Source organism: Pseudomonas sp. UBA7530, assembly GCF_002479365.1.
GTDB lineage: Bacteria > Pseudomonadota > Gammaproteobacteria > Pseudomonadales > Pseudomonadaceae > Aquipseudomonas.
This window is the reverse complement of sequence record NZ_DLMS01000011.1, coordinates 343,537-360,641: the sequence shown is the minus strand read 5'-3', so window position 1 is coordinate 360,641 and position 17,105 is coordinate 343,537. Positions and strand designations below refer to the sequence as shown.

14 protein-coding genes and 2 pseudogenes are annotated in these 17,105 nt (G+C 56.7%); 2 read left to right on the top strand and 14 right to left on the bottom strand.

Annotation, left to right across the window (positions count from 1 at the left end; all coding sequences use genetic code 11):
- Positions 1–2: 2 nt before the first annotated feature.
- Entirely contained in the window at positions 3–2,363 is a 2,361-nt protein-coding gene (locus B2U07_RS15615) for an arylsulfatase (RefSeq protein WP_296277299.1), read from the bottom strand.
- 75 nt (positions 2,364–2,438) lie between these two features.
- Complete coding sequence (locus tag B2U07_RS15610) at positions 2,439–2,915, bottom strand: 2,4'-dihydroxyacetophenone dioxygenase family protein (protein WP_296277298.1); 477 nt, start codon at positions 2,913–2,915, stop codon at positions 2,439–2,441.
- A 160-nt stretch (positions 2,916–3,075) separates the two neighbouring features.
- On the opposite strand from B2U07_RS15610, the gene B2U07_RS15605 reads away from it, so the two are divergent.
- The gene (locus B2U07_RS15605) at positions 3,076–3,846 is read left to right on the top strand and encodes a hypothetical protein (RefSeq protein WP_296277297.1); all 771 of its coding nucleotides are present in this window, start codon (positions 3,076–3,078) and stop codon (positions 3,844–3,846) included.
- Between the two features lie 420 nt (positions 3,847–4,266).
- Here the strand turns inward: B2U07_RS15605 and B2U07_RS15600 are convergent, their stop codons facing one another.
- The 8 genes from B2U07_RS15600 to B2U07_RS15565 form a co-directional block, all read right to left on the bottom strand.
- Entirely contained in the window at positions 4,267–6,045 is a 1,779-nt protein-coding gene (locus tag B2U07_RS15600) for an acyl-CoA dehydrogenase C-terminal domain-containing protein (RefSeq protein WP_296277296.1), read from the bottom strand.
- Positions 6,046–6,369: 324 nt separating this feature from the next.
- Positions 6,370–6,744, bottom strand: a complete 375-nt coding sequence (locus tag B2U07_RS15595) for a hypothetical protein (RefSeq protein ID WP_296277295.1) — start codon at positions 6,742–6,744, stop codon at positions 6,370–6,372.
- 34 nt (positions 6,745–6,778) lie between these two features.
- Positions 6,779–7,861 (bottom strand): saccharopine dehydrogenase family protein, encoded by a 1,083-nt coding sequence (locus tag B2U07_RS15590; RefSeq protein ID WP_296277628.1) that lies wholly within the window; start codon positions 7,859–7,861, stop codon positions 6,779–6,781.
- Between the two features lie 48 nt (positions 7,862–7,909).
- The gene (locus B2U07_RS15585) at positions 7,910–8,395 is read right to left on the bottom strand and encodes a hypothetical protein (RefSeq protein ID WP_296277294.1); all 486 of its coding nucleotides are present in this window, start codon (positions 8,393–8,395) and stop codon (positions 7,910–7,912) included.
- Positions 8,396–8,456: 61 nt separating this feature from the next.
- Positions 8,457–8,882 (bottom strand): SDR family NAD(P)-dependent oxidoreductase, encoded by a 426-nt coding sequence (locus tag B2U07_RS15580; protein ID WP_296277293.1) that lies wholly within the window; start codon positions 8,880–8,882, stop codon positions 8,457–8,459.
- Positions 8,863–9,267, bottom strand: coding sequence for an SDR family oxidoreductase (locus tag B2U07_RS15575; RefSeq protein ID WP_296277291.1), 405 nt, complete (start codon positions 9,265–9,267; stop codon positions 8,863–8,865). The genes B2U07_RS15580 and B2U07_RS15575 overlap by 20 nt, the downstream gene beginning before the upstream one ends.
- Before the next feature lie 45 nt (positions 9,268–9,312).
- A complete protein-coding gene (locus B2U07_RS15570; RefSeq protein WP_296277290.1) occupies positions 9,313–10,944 on the bottom strand; it encodes a GMC family oxidoreductase in 1,632 nt (543 codons plus the stop codon).
- 171 nt (positions 10,945–11,115) lie between these two features.
- Positions 11,116–12,660, bottom strand: a complete 1,545-nt coding sequence (locus B2U07_RS15565; protein ID WP_296277289.1) for a flavin-containing monooxygenase — start codon at positions 12,658–12,660, stop codon at positions 11,116–11,118.
- A 115-nt stretch (positions 12,661–12,775) separates the two neighbouring features.
- Between B2U07_RS15565 and B2U07_RS15560 the strand changes: the two genes are divergently transcribed.
- Entirely contained in the window at positions 12,776–13,804 is a 1,029-nt protein-coding gene (locus B2U07_RS15560) for an AraC family transcriptional regulator (RefSeq protein WP_296277288.1), read from the top strand.
- A 267-nt stretch (positions 13,805–14,071) separates the two neighbouring features.
- Here B2U07_RS15560 and B2U07_RS15555 read toward each other — a convergent pair whose 3' ends face one another.
- From B2U07_RS15555 to B2U07_RS15540, 4 genes and pseudogenes are all read right to left on the bottom strand, one after another.
- Positions 14,072–15,244, bottom strand: coding sequence for an AAA family ATPase (locus tag B2U07_RS15555; protein ID WP_296277287.1), 1,173 nt, complete (start codon positions 15,242–15,244; stop codon positions 14,072–14,074).
- Positions 15,245–15,261: 17 nt separating this feature from the next.
- Positions 15,262–16,077: pseudogene (locus tag B2U07_RS15550) on the bottom strand (transposase); the annotation flags it as partial.
- Positions 16,058–16,531 (bottom strand): annotated as a pseudogene (locus B2U07_RS15545) (IS21 family transposase); the annotation flags it as partial. The pseudogenes B2U07_RS15545 and B2U07_RS15550, both read right to left, overlap by 20 nt.
- An 84-nt stretch (positions 16,532–16,615) precedes the next feature.
- Positions 16,616–16,930 (bottom strand): hypothetical protein, encoded by a 315-nt coding sequence (locus B2U07_RS15540; protein WP_296277285.1) that lies wholly within the window; start codon positions 16,928–16,930, stop codon positions 16,616–16,618.
- Positions 16,931–17,105 lie beyond the last annotated feature (175 nt).

Below are 17,105 nucleotides of genomic sequence, written 5' to 3'. Positions count from 1 at the left end.
TCTCAGGGCATATAGGCAACGTGCACATCACTGATCTTGCCGTTGAACGCGAAAGGCGCGCGGTCGAAGTAGTCGAGGGACACCGGCGAGCCGAGGTCTTCGCCTACGTCGAAGGTTTCGCTAGCGGTGAAGGCCAGCGGCGGTGTGAAGGGCGTAGTGCCACTGGCGACTTCCTGACCATTCAGCCGAAGATTGAGGCTGGCCGGTGAGCCGGGTTTGGCCGTCATCGTGGTGAGTACCTCGATGCTGACATTGCCGGCTGGAACTCTCTCAGCCGAGCGCAGTTCTACTCGGGCAACGGCCAGCGCGTTGTACTCGTAGACCAGATAACCGTCATCTAAATACAGGCTCACGCCGCCACCAATCCCGCCCATGGCATACAACACGCCGCTGGCATTTTTCGGCAGCACCGCTTCCACCACAACCTTGTTGTTTTTGCTGCCCAGGCTGGGCGCGGCGAACTCCGGCAGGCGCTTGATCCGGTCGCTGAAATGCCATTCACGTTGGTTGGTGCCAACCCGAGCGCTCGGATCAAGAAACGGATACAGGCCCGCGCCGAGTGGGTAGACATGGTTGGCTTTGGCCTGGGTATCGAACTCGGCCTTTAGCTCGGCAAGCTTTTCTGGGTTGCTGGCGGCCACGTCAGTGGCTTGCGAGTAATCGCTGTCCAGGTTGTAGAGTGCCCACTGATCGGTTTCCGGGTTCCAACCCATAAACTGGGAGAAGCCCTGGACCCAGGGTTTGCGTGGGCCGAACACCGAGGCCATCCAGCCGTCCTTGTAGATCCCACGGCTGCCGAGAACTTCGAAGTACTGCGCGGGCTTCTTCGACGCCGCTTCGGCGTCGGCAAAGGTGTAGCGCATGCTGATGCCGTCGATCGGGTCTTGGGCGACGCCGTTGACCTGCTTCGGTGCGGTGATGGCAAGGATGTCGTAGACCGTCGGGGCGATATCGTTGACATGGTGGAACTGCCCGCGAACCTCGGCGTCAGCCTTGATCTGCTTTGGCCAGGAAACCGCCATGGGGGTACGAGTACCGCCGAAGTAGCCGGCCACCAACTTGGTGCCGACGAACGGCCCTGAGCCGGCCCAGGCCCAGGCGGCGTTGTACATGCTTTCTAGCTTTGGACCACCAAGGGCCGATAACCCACCGTACATGTCGTTGAGTACCTTCAGTTGCTGCTCCTTGGGTACCGGAATACCGTTCTGGGCCAGCAGTTCGCTGATCGTCCCCTCCATGCCTTCGGCAGAGGCACCATTGTCGCCTAGGACATAGAAGATCAGGGTGTTGTCGCGTTCTCCCAGGCGCTCCAGCTCGTCGAGGATCTTCCCTGCCTGGGTGTCGGTGTGTTCCAAAAAGCCGGCGTAGACCTCCATCAGGCGTGCCTGGTACTGCTTCTGTTCGGCACTGAGGCTGTCCCAGGCAGGCAGTTCGGCCGGACGTGGCGTGAGCTTGGCGTTCTGGGGAATAAAGCCGAGTGCCTTCTGACGAGTGAAGGTTTGCTCGCGGTAGAGGTCCCAGCCACTGTCGAACTTGCCCTTGTATTTGTCCGCCCACTCGGCGTTTACATGGTGCGGGCCGTGCACTGCACCCGGGGTCCAGTAAAGAAAGAAAGGCTTGTTCGGGGCGTAGGACTGCTGGTCCTGGAGCCAACTCACCGCTTGATTCGCCAGGTCTTCACTGAGGTGGTACTGCGGATCGTGTGGCGGTTCAATCGGTGTGGTATTGCGGTACAAGCGCGGCTCGTACTGCGAGGTTTCGCCGGCCATGAATCCGTAGAAGTGTTCGAAGCCATAGCCGGTCGGCCAGGCATCGAACGGACCGGCAGCCGTGGTTTCGAGTGTCGGGGTGTTGTGCCATTTGCCGAAGGCGGCGGTGCTGTAGCCGTACTGCTTGAGCACCTCGGGCATGGTCGCCGAGCTTTTCGGGATCTTCCCGGTGTAGCCGTCCCAGTCGGTGGCCAGCTCGGCGATCACGCCATTGCCGACCCGGTGATGGTTGCGGCCGGTGAGCAGGGCGGCACGAGTCGCCGAACTGATCGCCGTAGTATGGAAGGCGTTGTAACGCACGCCACTATCGGCGATGCGGGTGAGGGTCGGCGTATGAATGGTGCCGCCGACGGTGTCTGCCTGCGCGAAGCCGGCATCGTCGAGCATGATCACCAGAATATTCGGCGCATCGGTCGGCAGGTGCGGTTGTTGCTGACGCTTCTGGTGTTTAGACGCTTGCAAGGTCGGCTTGGCTTCGCTGGCCGAAGGCGTAGGCGGAAAGGGCAGCGTGTCCTGTGCTGACGCGATTGAGCTGGCAAGTAGCAAGCTCAGCTTAAGCGGGAAATACTGGGGAATAGAGCGCTTCTGGCTCATGGGATCTCCATCCATTGTTGTTCTTGTGGTGATGTGCCGCCGGGCGCTGTGGCCAGGCTGCGGCGAGAGGGCGGCTCAGACCGAGAAGCTGGTTATGTCCTTGGCTTCGATGCCATTGGTAGCGCAGAAGGCCCGATAGCGCTCCACGCTGGACTTCCAGTTTTCGATGGCGCAAATGTTGTCGTTCTCGTCGTAATACAGCAGATCGCCCTGGGTGATGTTCAGGGTGATGATCTCGTCGCCATACTCGGCAAGGGCGATAGGGGTGTGGCTGGTTCCTGCGGTTTCGAACACTACTCCGCCCTGTTTGGATACCCAGTCATGCTCGAGGTACTTCCAGCCACCTTTGATGGTGTAAACGATCACGGTGCCGGTGTGGTAATGCTTGGGCAGGGTAGTGCCCGCAGGGGCTTTGAGCAGGGTGATAGTCTCGCCGCGAACCGGATCGCACTTGATGTATTTGATGAAAACCTCATTGCTGTAGGGCGTGAATGGCACCCATGGCATATCTTCGTCATTGATGGCGGCAGTATCGATGCTTTCGTACAACATATTGTTATTCCTCGAGGTGGACGGCGGGCGGTATCGTTGAATCTCTACCCGGTGATCCTGAGGAGGTTTGGCTTACTTGCCACCCCCCGACTTTGGGGGGCGGAAAAGCTAGAGAAAGACCGTTCCATACCACTCATCAACGAGTGGGCGGGGAGGGGGTATGCGAGCCGGTATTCTTCTGATGTTTTGGATGTTGTGCTCTGCAGATACTTGGGCGGATGACCAGAGGCTGCAGTTTCTCCACGAAATTCGCACACGTAGCTACCTGCTTTGTTCCAGCGCGATGCTTTACTTCAACCCCGCGATCAAGTCGCCCGATCCTCGCGCGTTGGCCTCTAATTACGACAGCCTGATGCGCTTACACACGCGAACGGTGCAGCTCGGCCAGCCATCTCATATGGTCGAGATTCAGCGCAGCATGCAAGGGCTGATGAAAAGCCTGGAGCGCATGCCACGGCAGGATGCCGGCCTGTATCCAGAAAAACTCATGCACCTGCTGGAATTACAACGTCAGGCAGAGTCCTGGGCCGATGAGCAATATCGCCAGCAGAGTGGGGCAAGATTTGAGAGGGCTCGTGAGCTGCATCAGCAGAGCCTGGCGATGTCTCACATGTTGCTGAACTACCAGATTCGCTCCTACCCTCTGGCAGCTGGTAGCTCCGTTGGCATGAGTGATACGCAACTTGAAGCGCAGGACTCAGCCATCAATGAACGTTTCGTACAGTTGATCAAACGTCATGAGGAGTTCGCCAAAAGTTTCGAGGCGATTCACAAAAACTACCGCTTCGTACGCGGCCAGTTACTGAGCAAGAGCGTCCACCAACCCTCTGGTGGCATCGAGTTCTATCTAACGCGCAGCATCATCGATATGGATGAGCTGGCGATCCAGATTCTCGAGAGTCAGAAACTTGATGGGAGCCAAGTGCTCTAGCGGGGCGTAACGGCGGTTTGCCAGGATTTGTTCGTGGCGGTCATCCTCGCGGACTTTCTCCCGCCTTCGGTTGGAGCCATCGTTGCGTTTCGGCTGGCCGAAGCGGTGTAAGGGGCGGGGGAGAGGCATACACCCTTCCAGCTTCGCCGTCGCTAATGCAAAAGGTAGTTTCGCCACGCTTACCACTGGTGTTCTGTCGCGAGTTGATCAGGATGAGAGTGAGCCGCGAGCCGGTCGCACCAACCGGGTGGCTAGGGCACCGACCAAGGCGGTGGTGAACCTTGCGGCATCTAGTAGGTACAGGCTTTCGCTGGCGGTCTTGGCTGAGGTGTCAGCTAGTTAGCCCTCACCGCAATGTAGGCAAATGCAAACAGATAAAAAGCGCGGGCCCAAGTGCGGGTCCCGCGTAACGCTCAATCGTTAGAACTGTGCAGCGTCGAGCAGGTACAGGCTTTCGCTACCGGCCTTGACCGACGCAGTCAGCGAGTGGATACGCGGCAGCAGGCGGGCGAAGAAGAAGCGCGCGGTGCCCAGTTTGCTCACGTAGAACTCGTCCTGATCCTGCTTGGCCAGCGCGGTGCGTGCCATCAAAGCCCACATATAGGCATAGGCGGTGTAACCGAACACCTGCAGGTACTCGACCGAGGCAGCGCCGACTTCGTTCGGGTTGGCCTTGGCGCGTTCCAGCAGGTCAGCGGTCATCAGCTCCAGGTTGGCGATGGCGCCTTTCAGCGGCTCTATAAACTCGGCCAGGCTGCTGTCGGCGGAATCGGTGAAGGCTTTGATCTCTTCGGCGAAGTGCTTGTAGAACGCACCGCCGCTGCCGACCACTTTACGGCCGACCAAGTCGAGGGCCTGGATACCGTTGGTGCCTTCGTAGATCTGGGTGATGCGGCAGTCACGGATCAGCTGCTCCTGGCCCCACTCACGGATATAACCATGGCCGCCGAATATCTGCTGGCCATGGGTGGTGGTTTCCAGCGCCATATCGGTGAGGAAGGCCTTAGCCACCGGGGTCAGCAAAGCAACCAGCTCTTCCGCGCGTTTACGGGTGGCGGCATCTTCGCTGTACTTGGCGGTGTCGAGTTGCATGGCCACGTAGCTGGAGAAGGCACGGCCGCCTTCGTTCAGCGCTTTCATGGTCAGCAGCATGCGGCGCACGTCCGGGTGCACGATGATCGGGTCAGCGGCTTTGTCCTTGGCTACCGGGCCGGTCGGCGCGCGGCTCTGGATACGGTCGCGGGCGTATTCCACGGCGTTCTGGTAGCTGCGCTCGCCCAGGGACAGACCCTGGATACCGACGCCCAGACGCTCATAGTTCATCATGGTGAACATGGCGGCGAGGCCCTTGTTCGGCGCATCGACGATCCAGCCGGTGGCACCGTCGAAGTTCATCACGCAGGTGGCCGAGGCCTTGATGCCCATCTTGTGTTCGATGGAACCGCAGGACAGGCTGTTCTGCTCGCCCAGGGAACCGTCGGCGTTGACCATAAACTTCGGTACCAGGAACAGCGAGATGCCTTTCGGACCGGCCGGGGCGTCCGGCAGCTTGGCCAGTACCAGGTGGATGATGTTATCGGTCAGGTCGTGCTCACCCCCGGTGATAAAGATCTTGGTGCCGGACACCTTGAAGCTGCCGTCAGCCTGCGGCTCGGCCTTGGTGCGGATAATGCCCAGGTCGGTACCGGCATGCGGCTCGGTCAGGCACATGGAGCCCGCCCAGACGCCGGAATACATGTTCGGCAGGTATTTTTCTTTCAGCTCTTCGCTGGCGTGTGCGTTGATCGACAGGCAGGCACCGGCCGTCAGCATCGGGTAGAGGCCGAAGGACAGGTTGGCCGAGTTGACCATTTCCTCGACCTGGGCCGAGATTGCCTTGGGCATGCCCATGCCGCCAAATACCGGATCACCACCAACGCCAACCCAGCCGCCTTCGGCGTAGGTTTTGTAGGCATCCGGGAAGCCGGCTGGGGTTTTCACCGCGCCGTTGGCCCAGGAACAACCTTCTTCGTCGCCACTACGGTTCAGCGGGGCGATTACGCCGCCGGTGACCTTGCCGGCTTCTTCGAGAATGGCCGCTGCAGTGTCTTCATCGACCACTTCAGCCAGGGCCGGCAACTGGGCCCACAGCTTGGAAACTTCAAACACTTCATTGAGCACGAAGCGCATATCGCGCAGGGGAGCTTTGTAGTCAGCCATGTATCTACCTCGGTAATTCTACGAGTGGCCCAGCGGCCGGTTTTCGCCAGACACTACCGCTATATGAGGAGTGCCCTGTGTGGGTTACCAGAAGTCAGCCGTGGCAGTCGGTCAACTGCGTTAGGTGCACTTTCTGTTGGTTCTTTGCCCGTACACCGTGGTTGGCCTTGCAAATCGCCCCAATGGCCAGGGGCTTTAGTTGCTCTTTAGCTCACCCGTTCGATCTCATCTGTCGCCAGCTCTAGTCGGATAAGGCAATGGCCCCTTTTCCTTGAGCGACGCCCTAGGCAAGGTGATCGGTGTTGGTCTTGAAGGTCTGCATGATTATCTGGTGCCGCTCAGGTAGCGCCAGAACAGGGCGGCATAGATCAGGTCTACCAGTGTCAGCAACGGCAGCGGCAAATTGAGCATGCCGGTCCAGTAATTGAAAAAGGCGAGGGTGACGGTGCCAAGCTTACCGATGATGCCGATCATGATATATGGCCGATATTTGACGGGGGCCTGGCCTACCAGCCAGTACATCCAGCCAAATAGAACAATGGCAAAACCGGTCGCTTGCTCGAAGAAACCCTGACCCGGTAGCGGCTCCATACCGATAAGGCGACCAAATAGCGGGCCGGCGAACAGGATCGACAAGCCGGCCATGAGGTTGAATAGCGCACCGGAACCAAACAGGATGCGTACATGCTTGTCGACCATGATGATTTCTCTCGATAAGAAGTAGGGGGAATAGTCAGACGGCAGTCGACGTGCTCGGCAAGATGCTTATCTGCATCTTTCCCGACCCAGGTAGGGTTTCGATCAGGCGCCAGCCGCAAAGCTTGGCCGGTGTGTAATGGCCGCCTTGCGCAGGAGCGCTACCGAGTAGATGCTGGGTCAATGCCAGCGCCCCGGTGATCGTCAATGCATAACCGTTGTCGGTCTCGATACGCGCGCTGCATATATCGCCGTGTTCGTTCCTGGCTTGACCCCAGACAGCGGTACGCAGCGTTGCGCGTTGTTCTGCATCGGGCCCCTTTACCCATTGTTCGATGCAGCGCTTGAGAAAGCGCTGCACTGCCGGACGCTTGAGCAAACCACGCGTCCAGTTTGAGTAGCGCATGAGATAGGCGACCGTTTTCGGTATAGCAATATAAGTTTCTATGTTCGGAATGCCGGTGGTGCGATAAGCGGTCGAGATGTCGCCCCAGGGGATGGTGACTGCGCTCTTCAGACCAAAGCCGAAATCCACTGTGCGAATCTTATAACCAAGCGGTACCCCGATGATGCGACCATCCTGGCGCACCATACCGCCCAGCGGCAGGGCTTCGATCATACTTTTCAAGGTGCCGGGACTGAGGCCGCTGGCGGTATCGAAACCGAGCATCAGTTCGCAGGCGTCGGGCAATGTTTCTTTCAAGGCTGCAGCCATGCAATCGGTTGGGATCACATCGAAGCCGACACCTGGGCAAAGTACGATACCTTGCTCGCGCGCTTCATCGTGCTGGCTGTGCGCGTATTCGAATACAGCGATCTCGCCTGTGATATCGAGGTAGTGAGCTTTACGTGCAAGGCAGGCTTTGATCATCGCCTGCGCGGTCGCGGAAAACGGGCCGGCACAATTGAGCACGAGGTCGATGGCTTGTAGCGCCGCAAGGGTCGCTTTGCGGTCCGCGAGATCGAACACTCGTGCCGACAAGCCGAGTGAAGTGGCCAGTTCGTATACGGCGGTGCTGCGGCCAGCCAGTATTGGCTGCAGCCCCTGGCGTATCGCCTGTTGCGCTATCAGTTTTCCGGAGTAACCAGTTGCGCCATACAGCAGCCACAGTTTCGAGATAGGTGTGTTCATATTGGTTCCTGGCTAGACATCGCGCGCCGCAGACGTTTAGAGGCTTTTTTGGGACAGGCTATGGCAGGCCACCCACAGAAAGAACAAGCCAAAGACCAAGTCTCCCGCGCCATAGATCGAATAGAAAATTGCGGTCAGCGGCGATTCAGCAAAGAGCGCCGGCAGGGTGTTGGCATTTTTACTAAGCCACATCAGCCAGGTCAGGACGTAGAGCATCTTTTCCACGAAAAACAGCAGCACGAGATAAGGCACAGCTCGATAGGCTTTGGCCACAGACGTATAGGCCACGCCCCAAAGCATGATGGAAACCAGACCCAGCCAGGAAAAGACAGCTGGGTCGGTGGCCGAGAGCAGGCTATTAGTGAAGAACTGTGAGAACGTCAGAACACCCACAATGTTGTAGCCACCTGCGAGCCAAAAGACCTTGGTGATCAGCGAGTTTGCGTGTTGGTTATTCGGCATTTTTGTTTTTCTCTGAGTAATGCTTGGTGTCTTGTGCAGTCCTTCGGTTTTCGCCAGCAAGCCCAGTCCCTGCGAAAACCCGTTTCCTAGCACAGTGCATATTTTCACGAGCGGGCGGCGCTTAGCGCGCGATAAAGCGAATGATCGCTGGGTAACTGTTAGGCAGTAACCGGGCGAGCCAGTGCATTGTGCTCGACTTGTTTCCAGTGAGAATTCGTCGTTGGCCGCTGAGCACACCTTTGAGAATATCGGCGGCGCACTCTTCCGGTGAGGTGAGCAGCATCTTGTCGGCCAAGGCAGAGAAAATTGATTCTTCCTTGCCTGCATTCATCACCAGACGTCCGGCCTTGCCGATATTGGTTTTAATCCCGCCAGGATGGACGCAAACTGCCCGTACACCGGTACCTTCCAATTCGTGCCAAAGGCATTCGGTAAAGCCACGCACGCCGAATTTTGAGATGTTGTAGGCACCTTGCAGGGGAAAGCCAATCAGGCCGAAGATGCTAGAGATGTTAACGATGCAGCCATCACGTTGTTCCAACATCATCGGCATAAATGCCTTGGTGCCGTAGATTACCCCCCCACAGATTTATGCCTATCTGCCACTCGAACTCTTCGATGCTGGTGTGGGCGATAGTGCCAATCAGAGCGGCACCGGCATTGTTGATCAGCACGTGTGCGGTACCGAAGTCACGACGAACATCTTCGGCATGGGTATATACGGCCTCGCGTGAGGAGACGTCGACACTGTAGCCGCGAGCTTCACTGGAGGCGGGTAGCAATGCCAGTGTTTCGTCCAGGCCGGTGCGGTTGACATCGGACAACGCCAGTCGGGCCCCGGCTGCAGCAAACTGCAGTGACAGTGCTCGTCCGATACCAGAGCCTGCGCCAGTGATGACGACGACCTTATTGTGAAAATCATTACGGTTCATCACGGTGCTCCTGGTGAAAAATTGATGGGGCTTAGTCGGCTTCGACTAAGCCAGTGACTGCGAAATACTGGTGCGTGAATACGCGGCTGTGTAAGACGTGCGGATAAGATCCGCTGCCTTCTCGCCGATCATCATCGACGGTGCGTTGGTATTGCCGCCGATCAGGGTTGGCATGACCGAGGCATCGACCACACGCAAGCCTTGCAGGCCGTGCACGCGTAGCTCGGCATCGACCACTGCCAACGGGCCTTGGCCCATCATGCAAGTGCCGACAGGGTGGTAAACCGTATCGCTACGTTCGCGCAGAATCTGACGGATTTGCTCGTCGCTGTGCACATTCTCGGTATGCAGTTCGGCAACACGTCGTTCGGCCAGGGCCGGAGCATTCATGATCTGACGGGTCAATTTGAAACCTTTGACCATAGTTTCGAGGTCTTCCGACTCGCCGAAAAAATTCGGGTCAATGAGCGGCGTATCATCCGGGTTGGCGCTGCGCAATTTCACGCTACCGCGGCTTTTTGGTCGCAACAGACAGACGTGGCAAGAGTAGCCGTGGCCCAAACGAATGGTGCGGGCATGGTTTTCCACCAGTGCGGTGGCAAAGTGCAGTTGCACGTCGGGTGCGGGCAGTGCTGAGTCAGTTTTGAGAAAGGCACCCCCTTCGGCGACGTTGCTCGTCAGCATGCCGCGGCGGCCAGTCAGGTAGCGCCAGAACTCTTTGAGCATACGCAGGCTGCCGAGTAATGACAGGCCGAATAGGCTGTGGCTTTTAGCCTTATAAATAAAGACAAAATCCGGGTGATCCTGCAGGTTCTGCCCGACACCTGGAAGATGGTGCAATGGCTCGATACCTACTTGGCGCAACTGTGCGCTGTCGCCGACGCCAGAAAGCATCAGCAGCTGTGGAGATTGGAAAGCTCCCGCACTGAGCAGCACTTCACAACGGGCGTGTACCTGGCGTATCTGACCGCCTTTGCTGTACTCGACACCTATCGCGCGTTTTTCGGCGAACAGCACGCGGCGTGCCGAAGCAGCTGTGATCACACTGAGGTTTGCGCGATGAATTTGCGGGTGCAGGTAGGCGCGCGCGGCGCTGCAACGTTCACCGTTTTTCTGCGTGGCCTGATAGATGCCGACCCCTTCCTGTTGCTCGCCATTGAAATCGCGAGTTAGGGCGAAACCGGCTTGCTTGGCGGCATCCAGATAGTGTTGCTGAAAGGGGTTGTCGGTGCGTAGTTCAGCAACGTTGAGCGGGCCGCCCTGACCATGAAAATGATCCCGCAGGGTTTCATTGTTTTCCGAGCGAATGAAATACGGCAGCACCTCATCATAGGACCAGCCAAGGTTGCCGAGTTCGGCCCAGTGGTCGTAGTCCCAGCGGTGCCCACGGATGTAAACCATGGCGTTGAGGCCGCTAGAGCCACCCAGCATTTTGCCGCGTGGCTGATAACCGACCCGACCGTTCAGACCAGGTTGAGCAACGGTCTGCAAGGACCAGTTGTTCAGCCTGGTCGGCATCATCGCTACCATGCCCATGGGAACGTTGACGATTTGACTATTACCCGTACCGCCAGCTTCGAGCAGGCAAACGCTGATTGCCGGGTCCTCGCTCAAGCGCGCGGCTAGCACGCAACCAGCTGAACCACCACCCACAATCACGTAATCGAACTCATGCATGAGCAAGTTTTCCTCGATAAATCTGCTGCAGCACACCCAGACGAACCAATAAGTGGGCTGTGGGTAAGAACAATGGGCGGACAAGATTTGCAGTCACACAATCAGCGCTTGCTTGGTGTAGGTAACACGTCCACTTTTGGCTGGTCATGGCAAACATCTAAAAGGTTGTTTTCAGGCAGCACTCGAAGCTTCGCTCAGCGCCTCGACCTGTTTCGGCTGACTGGCACATGTGACGAATACATAATCCTCATCGCGCACGCGTCGAGTTTTCAGCCAGAAGCGCCAGGTGGACCCTGGCCAGAGCAGGATGTTTTTACCGTCGGCTTGCTGGTACCAGCTAGAGCAGCCGGATGACCACACGGTGCCGGCGAACTTGGTCTGCAGTTTCTCGTTGAACTCACGCTGTACTTGCGGCTTCACATCCAGATAATCGGCACCCTTTTCCTGTAGGCGTTTGATGCACTGCAGGACGTAATGCACCTGGGCTTCAATCATGAAAATGATCGAGTTGTGTCCGAGGCCGGTGTTTGGACCGACCAGTTGGTAGAAGTTTGGAAAACCGGTCACGGTGGTGCCGTAATAGGCTTCGGCATTGCTTTTCCAGTCCTGCATCAGGTCGTGGCCGGGCAAGCCTTTGCAGGGAAAGTTCTTCATGTAGATCCGGGGGTCAGTAACGAAACCGGTCCCGAGGATGATGCAATCAGCCTGCAGCTCACGCCCGTCGCGTAGCAGAACCGAGTGTTCGCGCAGTTCTTGGATACCCACGCTGACTAGCTCGACATTGTCGCGATTGAACATCGGCAACCATTTGTTGGAAATCAGCAGACGCTTGCAGCCAAAGGTGTAGTCCGGCGTCAGTTGGCGGGCTAGTTGCGGATCGCGCACCTTGGTCGTGATAAACAGTTTGGCCAGCTTCTGTACAACCGCAGCAACCCGGGGGGCGAACAGCGGCCAGACGCGCGCTTCATTGCTCCAGTACAACCGTGCACGGTGTAGCGATCGGGTGAAAGGCAGGCTTGCAAACAAGCGTTTTTCCCAACCGGCATAAGCCCGCTCATCACGTGGGATCAGCCAGGCAGGGGTGCGTTGCAGGATGTGTAATTTGGCCACTTTAGGCGCAATTTCCGGAGCGTACTGGATAGCGCTGCCGCCCGTGCCAATCGACAGCACATGCTTGCCTGCCAGGTCGTAATCATGGTCCCACTGCGCTGAGTGGAAGATCCTACCCTTGAAGTTTTCTTGTCCTGGCAGCGCAGGGATTGACGGGACATGAAGGGGGCCGGAAGCCATTACCACATGGCGGGCGACAAACTGCTCACCTGCCACGGTGTCGACTGCCCACAGCCCCTGGGTCTGATCGAAGTGCATACCGCAGACTTCACGGTTGAAGCGTACGAATGAACGGATGCCGAACTTTTCTGTTGTATCCAGGATGTACTGCTGGATTTCCTGCCAGCCGGCATAACGTTTGCTCCAGTCGTGCTTCGGTGCAAAGGAGAACGAATACAGATGCGATTGCACATCGCAGGCTGCACCTGGATAGCTGTTTTCCCGCCAGGTGCCACCTACTTCGTCGGCCTTTTCCAGCACGACAAAGTTTTCATTGCCTGTCTCGCGCAACTTGATGGCCATGCCCAGGCCACCAAAGCCTGAGCCAATGATGACAACATCGATAATTTTGCTGGCACCGGTACCGGCTTGCGCTGAGCTGTTCATAGGCATTCCTGGACGGGAGGAGAACTTAACGCGGCCAGTCTAGGAACCTGTATTTGCGGAGGATATGCTAGGGTTGAGAATAAATTGATAATTTCGGCAAGCTAATAAAACCAATATGGCCAGTCATCCCATCCTCGGACTTATCTACATCATCAAGAGCCTGCATAAGCAGGGCTTGGATGTCTCGCCCTTGCTGCAGCGCTATGGTCTGAACCTGGAGCACCTAGCCCCCGATGCCCGTATTGATCGCAATCTGGAACTGCGCCTACTCTGCGAGTTGGCCGAAGAACTGGAAGAACCAAGCATAGGCCTGAGCATGGGCAATGGCGTTGGCTTTGCCGGCTACGGCTCTCTGGGCTTGCTTATGTTGAGCTGCGATACCGTCTTTGAGGTTATGCACTGCGGGTTGCGTTATCAGCAACTGACCTATCTGTTCAGTGAGCTCGGTTTTCATCCCGGTGAAAAAACCAGTGCTCTGACCCTGACACCGCTCAAGCTGGCAGAGCCGGCACGGCGACTGATGATCGACCTCCAGATGGCCGGCACCTACAAGTTCATACGCGACATTCAGACCAGTCTGCACAAAGACCTGTATGTCATTCAGGTCGACATTCCTTACCCCAAACCCGCGCAAGCCCAGCTCTATGAACAGTTCTATGGCTGCCCAGTGAACTTTGCCGCGACCAAAGGGCGTTTCTGGATGCACAACGAACACTTGCAGTGGCACCTACCCAGTGGCGATCCGACTGCCAAAGCCCTTTACCGTCAGCAATGCGATCAATTGTTGCAACAGCAAAAACAGGAGCAGGCCAGCAGTAACCTGGCTGAACAGGTGTGCGCGCACCTAGCTCTGTTCACTGAAGGCTTTCCTACAGCTGCAGAGGTGGCCGCGATTCTGGGATTTCCCGAACGGACTTTGCGCCATGAGCTGCGCAGCCTGGGGACGTCGTTTCGACGCATTCTGGACGAGTTGCGTTTCAATCGCGCACGGCAGCTACTCGAGAACAGCCAACTATCGGTAGAAACTATTGCGGGGAAATTGGGCTATGCCGAATCAGCCGCATTTATCCATGCCTTTCAACGCTGGTCCGGCTGTAGTCCGGCGGTCTATCGCAGACAGCAACATAAGGCACCGGAAAATTAACGGGCTCCATGGGAATGGCCAAGCACAGCCCATAGGCTGTGCTTGGCTGTGCGACGAAGCACTCTTATCGTCTGGCCTAATCTGTGATCCGGGCCGACGAAAAGCCAGCCGCCTTCATTGGTGCTGTTCACTACCAGTCGATTGAAGTCAGCGCCATGCAGGTTCTTGGCCGCGTCGGCATTACCATTCGAGATGATGGTTGCCCCTTGACCTATTAAGCAGAAGGATTGCACCTGCAACCAAACATCGCCTGATCGTTGAGCGGAGCTAACTAAAGGATGTGTTTCTCCAGTGTTGCGGCGAACATCCGGTCCAGCTCTTAAACGCACGGGAAAATGCGTTCGGATCTTGATACTGCAACGAGTAGGCAATACCCTTGCGCATCACACGCGTGGACAACAGATGGTCCAGAGCTTCACCCTCGGATCCACCCGCCGCTTTAATGACCGGAATGAAGCGCATCGCTTGCTTCTCAAACCGATTTCCCCAACCCAACCCAAAATCTGTTTCCAATTGCTTGGTCAGATCATCCTCGCTGAGCCACTTCAGGAGGTCACCGACTTCCTGCCGATGTTTATTGCATGCCTCGTCGAAGGCTTTGTTCAGAGAGGCATACGAGAAACTTGCGGGGTCGTATTGTTTGATCGTGAAGCGGTGGTCCTGCTTCGGCAGGGTCATCACATGCGCGCGGTCATAGGTTTTATCAGCCAACTCATTGGTTGTTTCGTCATGGTTGGCGGTACCGATAAACCAGACGTTGCTAGGCACAAGAATCTTGCGCCCATCACGCAGCATGACAGGCGCATTGGGCATGGCCGTCTCTGCAAGGCTGATCAGACGCTCATCCCTATTGTTTTTCTCAAGAGCCGAGAGAAACTCTGCAAAGTACTGCTCGGGACGAGAAAGGTTCATCTCATCGAGAAGAATCACATTACAGGTATCTCTCCAGCGCGGTGTTTGCGCCTTATAAAGGGCTTGCAGGCAATCCTTCTCGTAGAAACGTCGCTCAAAGGCGTTGTAGTGGCCGAGCAAATCATCCCGATCACGCCAGCCCGCCTGGACGGCAATATCGGTACAGAAGCCGCCCATGGCCTTGGCAAAAGCCTTCGCCAGACTGGTCTTACCCGTACCACTAATGCCCTGGAAGACATGCAGCTGACTCATAGCCAATCCGCCTAGCAGCAGGCGAATATCTTCAAGGGGATAAAACAGCTCAACCTGCTCTTCCGCCGTAGCAATACGATGCTGGAGCTCTTCAGCAAACTGTTTGAGTCCAGGCACGGACTCGTGCTCCATGCTTGCTCGAAATTCCTTTCCAGAATCCATCAGCGACATGGCTGGGAAAGGCGTCTGAGTCTTCTGGGCACTGGTTAACTGCTCTATGCGGCTTTCCAGATCATCAATGTGCACAGTCAGCGTGTTTTTATGCTGCTCAAGCACACGCTTTTCCCGAGCCACACCCCGTTCAGCTTTCGGGTCAGGAAGTGCGTTGCGCCCATCCATTGTTTGAGCGTCCCGAAGGGATGCTCAACAGTCCGTTTTCGAACCCGCATCATCTCTGGCGCTTGGTTCAACCGACGCTGCATTTCCTCCAGCACAGCTTCATGCTCCCAGCGCCTTACTCGACGATTTGTGCTTGGTGTGCACTGGGTTTTCAGCGCGCAACTCTGGCACTTAGAACTCCAGTAACAGTGCATATTCATGCCTTTCTCAACGCTGGAAAATCGCCAGGTCAGTGCCTCTCCCGCCGGGCAGGTGTATTCATTTTTCGTCGCGTCATACACGAAGGCATCTTTGTTGAATCGACCTTCTGCCTTAGCACTGGAGGTCATCGGCTTCGGCACGTAGGCGGTGATGTTTGCGTCGTGACAGGCCAGGATTTCCTCGCCTTTGAAATAGCCTCGGTCAGCCACTACGGACAGCGTTTCTGAGCCGATGGCTTCCCGAGCTTGCTTCGCCATTGAGCTGAGTTGGTCACGGTCTGAACCGCTGTTGGTGACCTCGTGAGCAACGATCAAATGGTGCTGCGTATCGACCGCCGTCTGTACGTTGTAGCCGACGATCCCGCTGCCGCGCGTCATCATCGAACGGGCATCCGGGTCGGTCAGCGAAACCTGTTTATCTGGCGATTCGTTGAGCTGAACTTCTATCCCCTGAAACTCTTTCATCTGCGCTTTGAGCTTGGCGATTTTCTCTTCCAGGCTTGCGGTGTCTGGCTCCGAGGCGCTAGGAATATGCCGATCAGCTGCATCGAGCGCGGCCAAATAACGGCTTCAGATGTGCCACCTGCATACGCCGGTAAATGCCGCCGACCAGCAAGCCTTCCTCGCTCCAGTCAAACTGAAACGCCTCGCCAAGAGCAAAGGTCAGCGGCACAAAGGCCTGCGACGCCTTGCCCTGTCCCCCTCGCCAGGCACGGATAAACGCGGTGAGCTGGCTGTAGCCACCGTCATAACCTTCGGCTTTGATTTGCGCCAACAGCGCCTTGGCACTGCGCCGCTGTTGCTTGGGCCGCAGCGAATCGGCTTTTAGCGCCTGCTCCAGCGTGGCGTGAAAAGGGCTGAGTTTGTTGAAGATCGCGCGGCGTTGGTAGACCGGCGGCTTGGCCTCAGGTGCTCTGACCCACTTGCGAATCGTGTTGCGCGCCAACCCGGTGCGCTTGGCTATCTCATGCAGCGACAGCTTGTCGCGGAAATACATCCGGCGAATTTTGCCCATCATTTCCATACTGATCACCCTGTGTTCTCCTGCTCAAAAATTGAGCAGAAGTAGTTGAACACCTGGGTCAGTTTTCAGTCGGCAGAACAGCCTCTACTGGGTCAGTTTTCGGTCAGCAGCAACAGCTTCGGCTTCAGCTGGGGTGCTGAACTCCTCGCAATGATGCTCGATGACAGAATTTCCTTCGATCACGTTGAAAGTCACTTTGGAGCCAATAACGTTCAACTCTTCGAGCCCAACCTCGGCGTCGTCGTAAACATCGAAGCCACTCACATACGCGTCTAATTCGGCCTGAGTGGCAAAATCGGACTCGATGACGTTGTGCGGTTTTTTGCCCATACGAAAGGTCGCGATGTCTTCCTGAGTAAGAATCACGAGAACCTGGAATGGGGAGTTTTTAGCTTGCATGGCGAATCTCCTAAAACGAGACCGGCATGCTCCCCAACCGGGGAAACACACCGGTAAGGGCTGAGGACGGATGTCCTGTTAAGTGCTGGTAAACCACCAGCTGGGATTCAAGCCACTCACATAGAGGGGCCAGGAATGCTTATGAATATACCTGCTTCAGGTGCATTCATAAAGG

Bases quoted from the DNA above. Each gene is read 5' to 3' on its own strand.
- B2U07_RS15615 (WP_296277299.1), bottom strand. From the start codon at position 2,363: ATGAGCCAGAAGCGCTCTATTCCCCAGTATTTCCCGCTTAAGCTGAGC.
- B2U07_RS15610 (WP_296277298.1), bottom strand. From the start codon at position 2,915: ATGTTGTACGAAAGCATCGATACTGCCGCCATCAATGACGAAGATATG.
- B2U07_RS15605 (WP_296277297.1), top strand. From the start codon at position 3,076: ATGCGAGCCGGTATTCTTCTGATGTTTTGGATGTTGTGCTCTGCAGAT.
- B2U07_RS15600 (WP_296277296.1), bottom strand. From the start codon at position 6,045: ATGGCTGACTACAAAGCTCCCCTGCGCGATATGCGCTTCGTGCTCAAT.
- B2U07_RS15595 (WP_296277295.1), bottom strand. From the start codon at position 6,744: ATGGTCGACAAGCATGTACGCATCCTGTTTGGTTCCGGTGCGCTATTC.
- B2U07_RS15580 (WP_296277293.1), bottom strand. From the start codon at position 8,882: ATGATGTTGGAACAACGTGATGGCTGCATCGTTAACATCTCTAGCATC.
- B2U07_RS15575 (WP_296277291.1), bottom strand. From the start codon at position 9,267: ATGAACCGTAATGATTTTCACAATAAGGTCGTCGTCATCACTGGCGCA.
- B2U07_RS15570 (WP_296277290.1), bottom strand. From the start codon at position 10,944: ATGCATGAGTTCGATTACGTGATTGTGGGTGGTGGTTCAGCTGGTTGC.
- B2U07_RS15565 (WP_296277289.1), bottom strand. From the start codon at position 12,660: ATGAACAGCTCAGCGCAAGCCGGTACCGGTGCCAGCAAAATTATCGAT.
- B2U07_RS15560 (WP_296277288.1), top strand. From the start codon at position 12,776: ATGGCCAGTCATCCCATCCTCGGACTTATCTACATCATCAAGAGCCTG.
- B2U07_RS15540 (WP_296277285.1), bottom strand. From the start codon at position 16,930: ATGCAAGCTAAAAACTCCCCATTCCAGGTTCTCGTGATTCTTACTCAG.